Here is a 13,293-nt window from a genome sequence, read left to right as displayed (position 1 = left end):
CTCTGATGATAACAGCTGAGCTTTACCGCCAAGGCCGCCCGACGGTGATCGTCGAACGCAACGGCGAGGTCAATCCCGGTGCCTGGGCTCGCCTTCAGGAGGCCCTTGCTCGCGGTATTGAGTCGGGTTCTCCAACGCGCACTGTTGTACATGCAGACGTCTTTCTTGCGGAACTCGGTGTACTACGCGAACTGCGGGCTGTATTCGGCGAGCAGGTGGAGCCCGGTCCGATCCTGTCAGATCAGCTCCGCGCGATGGTGACTGACCGTCGAGCTCGGGAGGCAGTCGTCGACGCCGGCGAACCGGATCATGCGACCCTTGAAACATTGGCCGCCGAACTCGGCGCTTCAGGATTCACCCGGACGTTACGCCCTTTTCAGCTTCGCAACCTCCACCGTCTGGTGAACCTGCCACATGGGGCCGATTTCTCGGTTCCAGGTGCCGGGAAAACGACTGTTGCGCTCGCTGCATACTCCATCCTGCGAGCGCGGGGTACCGTGCTGCGCTTGGCTGTCATCGCTCCGATTGCCGCATTCGGGGCGTGGAAGGAGGAACTTGTTGCGTGCTTCGCGTCGCCGCCAGTTCTGGTGATCCACACAGGTCAAGGAACTGTGATCCCGCAAAACACGGACGTTCTGCTCTCAAATTACAATCGAACCGCCACCGATTATGACGGTGTTCGGGCTTTCGTGGCGGCCGAGGCGACGCAAGTTATTCTGGATGAAGCCCACCGAGTGAAGCGTGGAGCAGCAGGTGTGCATGGGCGGGCAGTGTTGGATCTTGCCTACGCCGCTCGTCGACGCGACGTCCTCACCGGCACCCCGGCTCCTCAGGGAGCCTTCGATCTCGTTGCACTGGTCAGCTTCCTCTATCCCGGCCAAGATCGGCAGATTTTACCGGATGCCGCATACTTCGAGCGCCTAGGGCGAGATGAACAGGTATTGGCGGAAACGAATAGCGCGGTTCGGCGCTACTTCGTCCGCACGCCTAAGGCGGAGTTGAAGCTACCGCCGACTAGGTTTGAGGTCGTCCGCGAACAGATGCCGCCAATTCAGTCGGCGATCTACGACGCGCTCCTGGGGCAGTACCGTTCGTCCTTCGCATTGCCGGACCGCGGGCGGCACGCAATGCAGCGGTTAGGTCGCATCGTGATGTACCTGCTGGAAGCGGCAACCAACCCGATGCTCCTCACTGCGGGATCAGATGAAGGGGATGATCCCGCGTTCATCCACCCGCCGTTGAAACTTACAGGCGATGAGCCGCTGGCCGACCTTCTGGCGCGATACAGCAGCTTCGAGGAACCATGGAAGTATCAGCGTGCCGCCACGATTGTGGAAAGAGCAGCGACGTGTGGGGAGAAGGTCCTTGTCTGGTCGAGCTTCGTTCGGAACTTGAAGGCTCTTTCGCGCCGTTTAGGCGAATACCATCCGGCAATGGTGCACGGGGGCGTTCCCTCTGATGAGATGGCGCCCGCCGCCGTCATCACGCGCGAGCGTGAGTTCGAGCGGTTTCGTCACGATCCGGCTTGCACGGTCCTCTTGGCTAACCCGGCTGCCTGCGGCGAAGGCATCAGTTTGCACCACTGGTGCCATCACGCCATCTATCTTGATCGAACATTCAACGCCGGTCATTTCTTGCAGAGTCAGGATCGCATTCATCGCCTAGGCTTGGCACCCGAGGTTATCACTCGGTTCACGCTGCTGATCAGCGCGGGATCCATCGACGATTCGGTTGACGGCCGCCTGGCAGAAAAGGTGAGCGCTCTGGCCCGCCTGATGGATGATCCAGGACTGGTACAGATAGCGCTACCTTCCTCGGATGAGGGCGGAGATAGTCCCCCCGCTTTTGATGATGACATTTCTGCGCTCATGACACATCTGGGCGCCCACGATGCGCGATCTACCTAGTCGAGGCCGATGCCACGCCGTCTTCCTGTTGGCCTACAGCGCAAGGGTCAGGCGATGTGGACATATCGACGCCTGGCTACGATCAGCCGCCGAGAAGCCGACGCACATGGCGGCCTCGCTTGATCTCGTTGGAACCGCGCGCCTGTTGACCGATACTGGACTTGTTCGTGCCGATAGCGGCGTTGTCGTTTCTCGCGAGTTGACTGGGCTCGATCAGGTCGCGGATCTGACAACGCTCAAAGGAATCGCGCGCCTTCTTCTCGTTCGGAGGCCGCCGGACTGGCTTCGAACTGCGGTCGTGGATGGCCGACTCGCCCCTGAGTTCATCCCTAGTCCCGACCTTGAGGCGATGTCCTGGATTGGACCTGAGCTCGAGCCGATCGTTGTTTCGGCCCACCATCATCTGTACGCCACGGTTGACGACACCTTGCTGAAACGCCTCGGGGACGCCGGTGAACTTGCGGTAATGTCCGCCCTACAGTGTAAGGGTCTACAGCCGCGACATGTAGCGTTGATTTCGGACCGATTTGGCTACGACATCGAGCTTGACACCGTCGCACAGCGCCAAGGTTTGGAGATAAAAACAGCTGTGAGATCGACTGCAGCGCGTATCCTCATCTCTCGGCATGAGTTTGAGGTCGCCAGACGAATGGGCGAGCGATGGAAGATCGTGCAGGTCACCTTTTCAACCAAGGTGATTGCCCGCGGGGTCGCCACCGCATCCGATATTGAAGCAATCCGCGAACTCTCAAGCGCGCGGCTCGTCGAGTTAGCTCCAATGGAAAGCAGTGTATTCCGATGGGTTGATACTGCCGAATTTCGACCGCATGCATCGATGTGGAGTCCAAGTGATCTTGTGATCGCCACGAACTTCACTTCAAGCCTGGATGATAGTTAATGATCGAACACCCCGGAGACTTAAGATCCATTGTTGTATGGTCTCGAAGGATCGAAGAGTCACACGAGAAGTTCACAACATAACATGTCTTATGCAACTTGAAGGGCTTTACCGCTTCACAGCACTAGGAAAAACAGCGAGGCTTATCTTTATACAGACCCTTCGCCGTCAGACCCGTCGTCGGATTCATCTTCTTCCTCGTCCTCCGGCCCGACCTCTACCTGGCTTTCGCCGCCGAGGTTCTGGAAGCGCCGGTCCGCGAGCCAGAAGAGCCGTTTCGCCTGGGTGAGGAGAACACGACGGAGGCCCATCTTGACGTCCCGCTCGGATATCACCTGCGCCAGCTTGGACACGATCAGGGCGCGCCGGGCCAGTCGCGTGTCGGGATGCCCCCGGAGTTCCATGACCTTCTCGGAGACGATCGAGCCTCGCATCGACGGAGGCTCGTTGATCGGGATGGTTGGCGCCGGCGGGTCCTTCTCGTTCAAGATCGCCTTGAACTTGCTCTCGTTCCGGAGGCGGGTAAAGACGAGGTGCTCGAGCGCGTCGAGGTAGGCCTTGGCGTGATTGAAGTCGGGATGCTTCTTATTGACTCCCTCGAACTGGGGCAGCGGCCAGACTTCGATCTCGGCCACCTCGAAGGGGTCGAGCACGGACATGGCGACAGCATCCGTGCGCTGGTTCGTCATGTGCCGCCCGACGCGGCCGCTCAGCTTTTCCTTGGTCTGGCCTGCGTAGATGGGCTCGCCGTCATAGTCATAGAAGGCGTAGACACCCCACTTGTAGCTGCCCACCGCCTTCTTGGTTCCGCTGGGATCGTCGTAGAGCGTCTCCCGGAAGAACTTCCGGATCGCCTTACGCAGCTCGTCCGTTTCGAGCGGCGGCTTTTTCGTGTCGTCCGCGGTACCCTTCGTCCCCTTGGATATCTTGGGTGTCGTGGGTGTCTTCGCCATGTCGTCCCCCGGACGCTTGGAGGACTGGTTCGAACAGGTGCTGCGCAAGCCAGCGCACAGCCGGGACCGCCACCCCGTCCCCCGTCAGGTGGTAGGCCTCATTGTAGGCTCGCGGGAGCTTGTAGTCTTCAGGAAGGCCCATGAGCCTCGCCGTCTCGCGCGCGCTAATCAGGCGCGAACGGACGCGGGCACCGTCGACCACGATGATTGTCTGCCGGGACGATCCGCCCGTCGGCGTGCGCAGGCAGCCCGCGAGCTCGTCGAAGCGAACCTCGGCCCTGACGACCTTGCCGTTGGGACGCTGCGGACGCGTGCGCTTGTAGACAGTGCCAACCATGCGGCGGCCGGCGCGCTTGGCGGCATCGAGCTTCGCCAGGTTCACCGGGGACATCTGGGAGATCAGCCGCGCCGTCTGCTCGGGAATGTGCCACTCGACGCTTGACGGGCTTTCCTCGACGAGGTCGGCGAAGCACGAGTTCCGGAGCGGCGGGGTCGGCAGGTTCCACCAGAGCCAGCCCTTCCTCGCCTTCTCGGGAATGCGCGAGACGGCGTGCTGCAGGCCACGCGTGTGGAACGGCTCGACGGCCTCCGGAGAAGTCATGCCGTCCTCGACGACGACGTCCTCGCGCACGCCGATCACGAACAGCCTCGGCCTGCTCTGCGGGACGAACAGCTTCGCGTCGATCACGAGGGCGCCATAGCGGTAGCCTGCCTCGGCGAACGTCTCGGCGATAGCGACGAAGTCCGTGCCGCCGTGGCTGGTCAGCGTGCCGTTGACGTTCTCCAGCGCGATGATCCTGGGGCCGCGTCCGTCGGCGATCAGCGCGCTCATGATGGTCCAGAACGGGTAGAACGTCCCCGAGCGCTCACCCTTAAGTCCGGCGCCGCCGCCAGCGAGGCTCAGGTCCTGGCACGGGAATGAACCCCAAGCGAGGTCGGCCGTGCCCGGCAGCTTGTCGATGCTCACCTGCCGGATGTCGCCGACCTGCAGCTCGCCGCCAGTCCCCCAATTGAGCTGGTACGTCATGCCCTTCTTGTGGTCGAAATCGTTTGCGAACGCGCAGGTCCAGCCGTCGCCCAGCCCGGCTCGCGCCATCCCCCCTCCAGCGAAGAACTCGTAGAAACTTGGCATTCTCTCCCCTCGATTCGCGCTAGATGCTAACATATGGATGGAAGAAATTAGTTTACGTTTTGTTCTAATCGGTAACATGCTCCACATGATTCTTCTATGACAGCCTCCGTCGATCCTGACCGCTCCCGACAGATGGCCCTGATCAGGTCGGTGGACACGAAGCCCGAAATGCTCGTCCGTCGGCTCGCGCACCGCCTCGGTTTCCGCTTTCGCCTGCACAGGAAAGACCTACCCGGGAAGCCTGATCTCGTGTTCCCCGGCCGCCGCGCCGCAGTCTTCGTGCATGGCTGCTACTGGCACGGGCACGGGTGCAAGCGCGGCGCCCGCATGCCGAAGACGAACGTTGACTACTGGACGGCGAAGATCGGCCGGAACCGCGAACGAGACGAGGCCAACGTCGCCGCGCTGGAGGCAGCCGGATGGCGGGTGCTGGTCGTCTGGGAATGCGAGCTGAAGGATACCGACGGCCTCGCCGGACGGCTCCAAGGATTCCTTAGTCAGCCTTCGTCTCTGGGCGGCTTGTAGGTGCTCAGAGACCTGATCAAGATTTCGGTCTGCCACCGGCGAGGGTTTCGCCTGATCGCATCCTTGGCCTGCCGGTCCCGCCATGCGCGTAGCGCGTCCTCCGCTTCCGGCGTTTCCTTCAGGAGGTCATGGTCCGCGCGTCCGGAAGTTCCATGCGCCCCGCCCGTGTGTGCACCGCCGGCGCGGTCACCCCCAGCTGCTTGGCGATCTCCCGACCACCAAGCCCCGCAAGCCACAGGCTCCCGAGTTCGGTCTTCCGTTCCGCCGTCCATTCCCGCCTCGTCGACTCCCCACAAGCGTTGACAGAGGAATCCTGAACGGACGTGTCTGTCCGCGCAAATGTGTTATGAAGACGCCGGCAGGGAGGGGTTACAATGGCTGAGAGGGAAGAGACGGATTCGGCTCCGCTGTGGCCGGTCATCGTCACACTGCTGCTGGCGGCAGCCGCCTGGTGCGCCAACCTCTACTACGGGCTGTCCCTTGAGAGCGATGCAAGGGGACTCTTCGGCGATATGTTCGGGGCGGTGAACTCCGTCTTCTCCGGCTTCGCCTTCGTCGGCGTCATCTATGCGATCTTCCTCCAGCGCCATGAGATTTCGATCGCGAAGAAGGAGATCGCCTACACGAAAACGATCCTCGACGAGCAGCAAAAGCAGCTCAGCCTCCAGAACCAGGAGACGAAGAAGCAGGCCTTCGAAAGCACCTACTTCCAGATGGTGCGCCTGTTCACCGACATCACTAATCAGATCGACCTCCAGAAGATGGGGAAGTCAGGGATGATGGTCACCAAGGGAAAGGACGCGTTTCCCGTCTTTCTCGAAAGGCTCCGGAAGGCCTACAGCCCGCTGGAGAAAAGCCTGTATGGCGGCCATGACTTCGAATCTTCGTACGAGGCATTCTATCAGGAGCACAACACCGAGCTCGGGCACTATTTCAGGATGCTCTACAATATCGTGGCGTTCATCGACGGGGCCGAAATCGAGAACCAAAAGTTCTACGCAAAGATCCTCCGCGCGCAGCTGTCCGACGCGGAGGTGGCGATCCTGTTCTACAACGGCCTCTCGCAGCACGGCGTCCAGAAGTTCAAGCCGTTGATGGAGCGCTACGGCCTCCTGAAGAACCTAAACGAGCGCGACGTCTCCGTTCCGGAACTGCGTGAACGCTATAAGGTTTCCGCTTTCGGCAACCCGGCCAAGGATCCGGGCGCTCCCAGGGACTGAGTTCTTGAGCACGGCCGGGATTCCTTGTTGACGCCCCTCCCCGCGCCGGCTATCTCGCCGTTATCGACGTCCTGAGCCTGCCGCTTGCGGTCTGGTTAGTGGGTCTGTCAGCCGCCCGGTATGTCCGGGGCCGCTCGAGAGCGGCATGCGCGTCTACGCTGTTGACGCTGCACTGGTTCCACGACAGCATCTTACGATAGCAGTCCTTCAGCGGGCTGCGGCAGGACAGTCATGAACGTAGCACCGCGTCTCAGTACCCCGTTTCTTTTGATGGCCCAGTACGGGCCTTGCCTGTCATTCCCGTAGAGACGGTGTGCCGGGACTACTTCCCACACCTGACCGCAGAGAAGTTCCTCCGGAAGGTTCGCAGCGGCGATATCGCGATCCCAGTGATGGCGATGGAGACCTCGCAGAAGTCCGCCAAGGGGGTGCACATCCAGCATCTCGCCGACTACATCGACGCGCTCAAGGAAGCCGCGTTTAAGGAGTGCAAGCAGCTCAACGGCAGGATTGGCATGTGACTGACTGTCTGCGGCCCACAGCAAGGATCGAAGCAGACGGGCGTAGCGGTCGAGGATGTCCTGAAGGGAACCTAGACCGGAAGGGCTGTCTCGAAGCGGTCGAGGTGATCATACGATGACTGCCCGGAGCTGAACGGAAGAATCGGTCAATCGCACAATCTAGGATGCTTGGGCGATTTGCAGCATGCCTGTGTCGTCGATGCTGTCCTTCCCGGATTCTTTGAGATGGTCGAACCGTTCCATCAGATCGGCAAGATTCTCGTCCTTCTTTGCGATGTGGTTCAATAACTCCCAGACCGGCTCACCACCGAACTCCATCACCAACTTCATTCGAGTGTCCCCCGGAGCGGGATCGGCACGCTCAAGCATCGAAGCCAACAGATCGACGTATGTCGCCCGGCACTCGAGCAGGATTTCGTCCCAGCCGCGGATGGATATGCGCGTGTCGTTTGTCTGGATGGCCGGATTTCCCGGATGCCCGACAAGCAGTCCGCTCAAAACAGCAGTTGGATGAAACGCTCGGGTGAAGTCTAGGTAGTCGCGCAGCTGCCTATCGTTCTCCGCCGTCAGTTCGCGCGCAGGCGCCTTCAGCTCGACAATCTGGATCGTCTTCTTTGCAGCATCTGTCAGGAAGACGAAGTCCGCCCGCTCACGCTCGGTCATCCCTTTGATTTCTCTCCCCGCGCGATCCTTGGTAGCGTCATCCAGGGCAGAGTGCTCGATTGTCGTTTTCAGATGTCTATCAGCCGTAAGGAGGTCGCCCCGGGGCTGCAGAATCCACGGAAAGCTCTCGATCAGTTCCTGCAGGTTCTCCTCGCTCTTCTGGTGCACCAGGCGGTGCAGAAGACTGAGGGCGTATGCTCTCTGGGCGAAGGTCATGGCGAGGCCCATCGCTTCCGGAACGGAATGCTGCTGAAGCTTCGAAGTCACGTCAAGGAAGCTCGCGGACCCCGACGGTGCCTCCCCGAGACCAGCCCAAAGATCTTTCAATAGGCTTCGCGTCGGCAGGTTCACCCACGCCTGTGAGACCGCCGCCAGAAGCTCGTCGGCAACGTCTGCCTGATTCTTTCCGAGTTCCTTGGTCGCCTCGGCTACCAGCAGGTCGATCTGCTCGTTCTCATGCGGGGAGTAGACGGCAATCTCGTGTGCAGCGCGGCGCGTGGCAGCCCTGCTCCTAACCTCCGCAACGTGCTTCCCGGCGCGATGCGCCGCGTAGGAGCCGAGCCAGTTTCCGACCTTCTGGCGACCCCATTCACGGAATTCGCCGAGCTCTTCGCTGCTCCAGTCAAGGCTCGAACGGTCGGTGGAAATGAGATCGCGCTCGAACTCGTCCAGCCAGTCGGCCTCAACAGCTCCGTACATGTAGCGCTGGAACACCTCCTTGCCTTTGGCACCGAAGAAGAAAGGCCTGTCCTGAGCGCTCTTTCCGTGAGCGAAAACGCCAACCCCCGCTTCGTCGGCCGCCCACTCGGCAGAACCGACGAACCCGACCCAATATTTGACCTCTCCGGCTGCAAGTTTTTCCGTAGAGTAACCCTCGGGGGGAATGCGGAGCTCAAATGCCGGAATCGCACGGTTCTTGTCGATCGGCTGCCCGTTAATCGTCACCGCGAAATCATCCCGGTTGAGAACGACCGTGAACTTGCTAGCGAGGGCGATCTCTATCGCTTCGGTCGCGAGATCCTGATTGGACGTCAAGCGTCGCATCCTGATCAGCGTCCCTGTCTTCTTCTCGGATCCGCGCACCCGATCGACGAAACCAACGACATCTATTGGAGCGTCAACTGGAAGCGAAACCGACAGGTCCTGGTTTTCGAGGGTGAATTTGGGCGGATAGGCACCACCCTGCTTGCCTGCGGCTATCAGATCGTCAAGGTCCAGCGTGAACCAACTGATCTTCCCGTCTGCACAGGAAATTACGTCAACTGACCGCGCGATGCCGAAAGGCGCGAGCTTGCCGATGCCCTTGCGACCCATGGGACCGCGTCCGCCCGGAGACCTCATCTTAGGTCCCGTGCGCTTGGGCTTTCCGATTACCAGGTAGCGTGTACGGATGGCCCCGAAATTCATTCCGAATCCGTCATCGGCGACAGAAAGAAGCCTTTCGTGGGATGGCGCACCGCTGGGGGATATGGTGATGTAGACATGTTCCGCGTCTGCATCCCAGCAGTTCGCGACGATCTCAGCGAGAACACTCCCAGGTTTGTTTTGATAGAGGCGGATGCCAAGGTGCTCGATTACGTTGTGGTCGAACTCGAGTACGGGCGGACTTACCGCCTCCGAGATTTTCTCTTCGCTCATCTTCACCCCTCAGCCATACTCGGCCTCGTTGTAGCACTCTTTGGCGAAGTTCCTACCATTCTCGGGAGGCGTGACTCCGTTCATTCCCAGACGATCTCGGCCGCCAGATATTCCCTCATGACGATGCGGACGAGCATGCCTCCCGTCTGCATGACTGCGTAGCGATACACTCCCTCCTGCACGATGACCCATCCTTCGTCGAGGCCCTCGCCCGTGATGAACCGCGTCATCATGTGAATCGGCGTGCAAAAAATTGGATGCCGATCGGGGGGTCAGTTTTGGAAGCCGTTTGACAGCCGTCGTCCCTATCGAGCAGGTCCGCAAAGACTACTTCTCGCATCTCACGCCCGAGAAGCTGCTCCGGAAGGTGAAGTCCGGCGACATCGCCCTGCGCGTGGTTTCGCTCGAGGCCTCGCAGAAATCGGCGAAGGGCGTGGGGCTGCAGGCCCTGGCCGACTATTCTGGATGCGCGGATGAAGGAAGCCCACGAAGACTGCAGGAAGCTCAACGGGCGGATCGGGTGATCCCCCCTGCTCCGATCTCCGGCCAACGAAAATCGAACCGTCCCGCGTAGTACGTGTCGTGCAAGTAATCGAGATCGCTCTCCCAATCGGCCACGGCGTGCATCATGTGTACGCCCCGCCTCTTGGCGTTCCTGGTGAGCGCGGCGATCGTATAGGCCATCTTCCTTAAACGCCCGTCAGTGCTTGGGACGCCCCATTCAAGGCTGGTCGGAGCATCGAAAACCTCCACCATGAAAAGCCGCGCCAGCGTCCTGCGTCTGGCAGTCTCTGGCTCTCCCCGTGTGAGTCCTACCCTGTACCCTGCCCCCGCCAGAACGCCGAATGCATCGGCTTCGAAACTCAATTGGCCGTTGCCCCTCTCGGCCGCCGTGGTTGGCCACCGGAAGCAACCACCTCCGGGCAGCGGAGATGACGCATTTGGTCCCCTCCGCTCCCTTTCGTTTTCGATGGCGGCGAGGAGCACCTCGGACGCCATCCGGAATTCACGCTTGGGATGCGATAGCTTGTCCTGCGCGTTCATCCAAATGGCATGGATTTTGTCGGGCGGCATCCCTGGGAGCTGGGACGCTATTTTTGCGGCCCTGCCTGCCCCTCGTTCCTCAGGAGTAGGCTTCCCCTGCGCCAGCCGCTTGGCCTTTTCGATGCGTTCATCGAGTGCCCTTGCGGGTTCCATGGGTAGCGCTTGATGCTGAGTCTCCTGCGAGCGGCCAGGCTTCTTGGCGGCGGGCTTAGCCTTTCCTTTTAGCCGCTTCATCTTTGGCTCCAACTCGGCCGAGAGTTTCCGGATCGTTTTGGGAGTCAATTCCCGGAGGAAGTCGTAGCCGTCTTCCGTTATGACGATCGGCCCTTTCCTGCCGAGCCTTTCGATGAAGCGGGACCGATACATGTAGTCCAAGGCCGCGTCGGCCTTGGATCGGAACGTGCAGCTGGTGCCAGGGGGATTAGCCGTGTCCAGCTCCCCCCTAGCGATTCCGTACGTCTCGGCGACGGTCGCGACGATGCCCTTTTGCGAGAATGGTCGGTCGCTAATCGTTACGAAGATGTCAGGCAGCAGCCCTGCGGCAGCGGGGATTTTGCCTGACTCAAGGCTGTGCGTTTTGCGATCATCCTTCATGGAGGCACCTCATTCTCCCCAGAACACCTCGGCTCCAAGATACTCCCGCATAACGATACGAACGAGCATCCCGCCATCGCGCTGCGTCACACCGTACCGATAAACGCCCTCCTGAACCACGATCCAACTGCCAGCGAGATCGTCGCCCCGGAGAAGCCGAGTCATCATGCGGCTGCCTACCTCCGGCCAGGTGTTCGGCCATGAGACTTCTTCGAAGGCTTCTCTTTCCGAGGTGGTGAGGGACTCCAGCGGACGAAACGAGACGTGCGACGGCGCCTCGAGCATCGGCTCGCTGAGCTCGTAGAAGACGTGGCCCTTGGCGTTCTTCACGACCACGTTCCGAACGCGGGCCTCCTCGGGTGTCCATACGATCCGCTCGTCACCGCCCTGTGTCTGGTAGGTCCGCTTCGCCTGTTCGATCCTGCGAACGAGCGCGGCATTGCTGCCAAGGATGCGGGCCGCTCGCTCTACGCGCTGCTTACTGGGGTCCGTGGTACCTGCCAGGACTGCGCCGAGGAAAGCTGCCAGATATTCCTCATCGACCGAGAACGACGTGTTGCAGGGCTGGCATACGGTCATCGCCGGAAGCCGCGGTGGATGGGGCTTGTCCAGCAGCACCCGAGACGGCGCGTGGTCCTCGTTCGCTTTCGTTCCAGCGATGCCCTTCCCGCAATGGATGCACCAAGCCTGCATCCGTTCGTCCGCGGTCTCCTCGACGTATTCCATGCCACCCCCCGTGCAGCGGCAGCCTATCACGATTTCTGCCTTGTCGCTCTCGCCGCCGACGCAGGCTGTTCGAGGGCTACGCCGTCCTTCCGGCGATGATCGCGACCACCGCCACCGCCGACGACGTCGCCTCGAGGCACAGCGCTGCCAGTTGGCGCGTCGCAGTCCTCCGGTGCTGAAGATGGACGGCCAAATCCAACGAAGCCTTGATATGCGCCCGGACCTCCTTGTTGTTGCCTCCCGGCATCTCGTGATGCAGCCACGCATCCAGAAGCCGACGTGCGTCCGTCCGGCTGATCGACATGCCCTTGTCGTCGACGACCAGATGCACGTCAGGATCGTGCGCGGCCTGACCGAGCGAGATCAGCACCTCGCGGCAGACCAGACCGATGGCCTGCCAGTCCTCCTCGACCGATGCCGTCTGGAACTGCAAGCGGGCTTTCGAAAGGGAGCGGTCGACGCGTTCCCATCCGGTTGGCTCACGCTCAGCGACAGGGCTTGGGTTGTGGACCCGGCCGACTGCCGCCGCCACGGGCCCCGCAAACAGCTTCCGCACATATTCCCTGCGCTCGGCGTAGGTGCCCCATCCCTGCGCCTTCCAGTGATTGAACCAGTCCCACAAGCCCTCGTGCGGGTTCTCGTACTTGATGCCCGCGCCCGCGCAGCCTTCCACAAGGCGAGCCTGCCGCGCGCCGTAGTAGTCGTCGACGTCCTGGATGGACTGGCCGCCCGTCGCCACGGAGATCATCATCTCGCGGTGGATGATCAGGTCGGGCAGCAGCGTGACCGGACCGTTCATGGGATCGCCTGCCTGCTTGACGATGATGTCCTCCGGAACGCGCAGGTCCGAGCTGCGGCTGAGAACGGCCTCGGCGATCCGCTTGCGGTCACGCTGAGGCAGCGAGGACAGCGCCTCGGTGAAGGGCTGTGGCGCGCGCACGACGACGGCGGCTTCGCGGCCATAAGAATCCGAATTGAGCCCGTATTCGACCCGGGCGTGCAGCAGCAGCGCCGACAGGTCGCCACGGCGCAGGCTGTCGAGGAAGGCCCTCGCGTTCTCTCCATCCGAATCAGTCATCCGGACAGAAAAGACCCGGGCATGCGTTAAGACAAGCGCGCGGCCGGGGTAGCCACAGGTGATGTATCGGGCCGGCAGGTCAAACCGGACGAGTTGCCCGCATATGCAACCGCCGGAAGCCACTAGGAACACACAGACCAAGTGTCCCGCCATCCTCGACTTTCGATTACCTTCTTCCATCCGTTCATGATGCGAACTTGGAAGGGATCCAACGGCTCCTCACACCACCCCGCATCGAGTTCGTGGTACTCGCCGATGAGGCTGTCGCAATGCACGCAGCCGTTGCTCGGATACTTTCGTCCTTGCGAGCTGCTGTAGCGAAGTTTGATAGTTCCGATCCCATGATGAGATGACACTCGGCGGCTGACCAAATCGGCGGCCTCAGGGTACTGCC

The 13,293-nt window shown here is 61.1% G+C and carries 12 protein-coding genes and 2 pseudogenes; 6 read left to right on the top strand and 8 right to left on the bottom strand.

Translation table 11 applies throughout. The features are described 5' to 3' along the window. On the top strand, window positions 1-1,907 hold a 1,907-nt coding region (locus EOC94_RS32470; RefSeq protein ID WP_148128449.1), incomplete at its 5' end, for a DEAD/DEAH box helicase. A gap of 106 nt (window positions 1,908-2,013) precedes the next feature. Further along, window positions 2,014-2,805, top strand: a complete 792-nt coding sequence (locus tag EOC94_RS32465) for a DUF3883 domain-containing protein (protein ID WP_185928374.1) — start codon at window positions 2,014-2,016, stop codon at window positions 2,803-2,805. Between the two features lie 149 nt (window positions 2,806-2,954). On the opposite strand, the gene EOC94_RS32460 is transcribed toward EOC94_RS32465, so the two are convergent. Together EOC94_RS32460 and EOC94_RS32455 are read right to left on the bottom strand one after the other, a co-directional pair. Then, window positions 2,955-3,758 carry a GIY-YIG nuclease family protein gene (locus EOC94_RS32460; protein WP_210212105.1) on the bottom strand — a complete coding sequence of 268 codons (804 nt, stop codon included), beginning with the start codon at window positions 3,756-3,758 and terminating at the stop codon, window positions 2,955-2,957. Continuing rightward, window positions 3,661-4,890, bottom strand: a complete 1,230-nt coding sequence (locus EOC94_RS32455) for a DNA cytosine methyltransferase (protein ID WP_127295636.1) — start codon at window positions 4,888-4,890, stop codon at window positions 3,661-3,663. Before EOC94_RS32455 ends, EOC94_RS32460 begins: the two co-directional genes overlap by 98 nt. A 96-nt stretch (window positions 4,891-4,986) precedes the next feature. Between EOC94_RS32455 and vsr the strand changes: the two genes are divergently transcribed. The 3 genes and pseudogenes from vsr to EOC94_RS32435 all read left to right on the top strand — a co-directional run bounded on the left by vsr (window position 4,987) and on the right by EOC94_RS32435 (window position 7,156). Then, window positions 4,987-5,415 (top strand): DNA mismatch endonuclease Vsr, encoded by a 429-nt coding sequence (gene vsr, locus EOC94_RS32450; RefSeq protein ID WP_127295634.1) that lies wholly within the window; start codon window positions 4,987-4,989, stop codon window positions 5,413-5,415. 374 nt (window positions 5,416-5,789) lie between these two features. Next, window positions 5,790-6,635 (top strand): putative phage abortive infection protein, encoded by an 846-nt coding sequence (locus tag EOC94_RS32440; RefSeq protein WP_127295630.1) that lies wholly within the window; start codon window positions 5,790-5,792, stop codon window positions 6,633-6,635. 231 nt (window positions 6,636-6,866) lie between these two features. Next, a pseudogene (locus EOC94_RS32435) lies at window positions 6,867-7,156 on the top strand (pyocin activator PrtN family protein). A gap of 159 nt (window positions 7,157-7,315) precedes the next feature. On the opposite strand, the gene EOC94_RS32430 reads toward EOC94_RS32435, so the two are convergent. Then, window positions 7,316-9,457 carry an ATP-binding protein gene (locus EOC94_RS32430; protein WP_127295628.1) on the bottom strand — a complete coding sequence of 714 codons (2,142 nt, stop codon included), beginning with the start codon at window positions 9,455-9,457 and terminating at the stop codon, window positions 7,316-7,318. A gap of 80 nt (window positions 9,458-9,537) precedes the next feature. After that, the gene (locus EOC94_RS34270; protein WP_210212104.1) at window positions 9,538-9,690 is read right to left on the bottom strand and encodes a hypothetical protein; all 153 of its coding nucleotides are present in this window, start codon (window positions 9,688-9,690) and stop codon (window positions 9,538-9,540) included. A 20-nt stretch (window positions 9,691-9,710) separates the two neighbouring features. Here EOC94_RS34270 and EOC94_RS32425 point away from each other — a divergent pair. Then, a pseudogene (locus tag EOC94_RS32425) lies at window positions 9,711-9,981 on the top strand (pyocin activator PrtN family protein). On the opposite strand, the gene EOC94_RS32420 reads toward EOC94_RS32425, so the two are convergent. The 4 genes from EOC94_RS32420 to EOC94_RS34425 form a co-directional block, all read right to left on the bottom strand. Beyond that, window positions 9,962-11,095 carry a hypothetical protein gene (locus EOC94_RS32420; RefSeq protein ID WP_127295624.1) on the bottom strand — a complete coding sequence of 378 codons (1,134 nt, stop codon included), beginning with the start codon at window positions 11,093-11,095 and terminating at the stop codon, window positions 9,962-9,964. The pseudogene EOC94_RS32425 and the gene EOC94_RS32420 sit on opposite strands and share 20 nt — an antisense overlap. 9 nt (window positions 11,096-11,104) lie before the next feature. Then, window positions 11,105-11,821 carry a hypothetical protein gene (locus EOC94_RS32415; protein WP_127295622.1) on the bottom strand — a complete coding sequence of 239 codons (717 nt, stop codon included), beginning with the start codon at window positions 11,819-11,821 and terminating at the stop codon, window positions 11,105-11,107. Between the two features lie 76 nt (window positions 11,822-11,897). Next, window positions 11,898-12,899: a hypothetical protein gene (locus tag EOC94_RS32410; RefSeq protein WP_127295620.1), complete on the bottom strand. Its 1,002-nt coding sequence runs from the start codon at window positions 12,897-12,899 to the stop codon at window positions 11,898-11,900. Between the two features lie 122 nt (window positions 12,900-13,021). Continuing rightward, a partial coding sequence (locus EOC94_RS34425; RefSeq protein WP_210212103.1) for a hypothetical protein occupies window positions 13,022-13,293 on the bottom strand: 272 nt, incomplete at its 5' end.

Origin of the sequence: Mesorhizobium sp. M6A.T.Ce.TU.016.01.1.1, assembly GCF_003997065.1 — a bacterium.
GTDB lineage: Bacteria > Pseudomonadota > Alphaproteobacteria > Rhizobiales > Rhizobiaceae > Mesorhizobium > Mesorhizobium mediterraneum.
The sequence above is the reverse complement of the archived record's forward strand: the minus strand, read 5'-3'. Positions and strand labels throughout refer to the sequence as shown.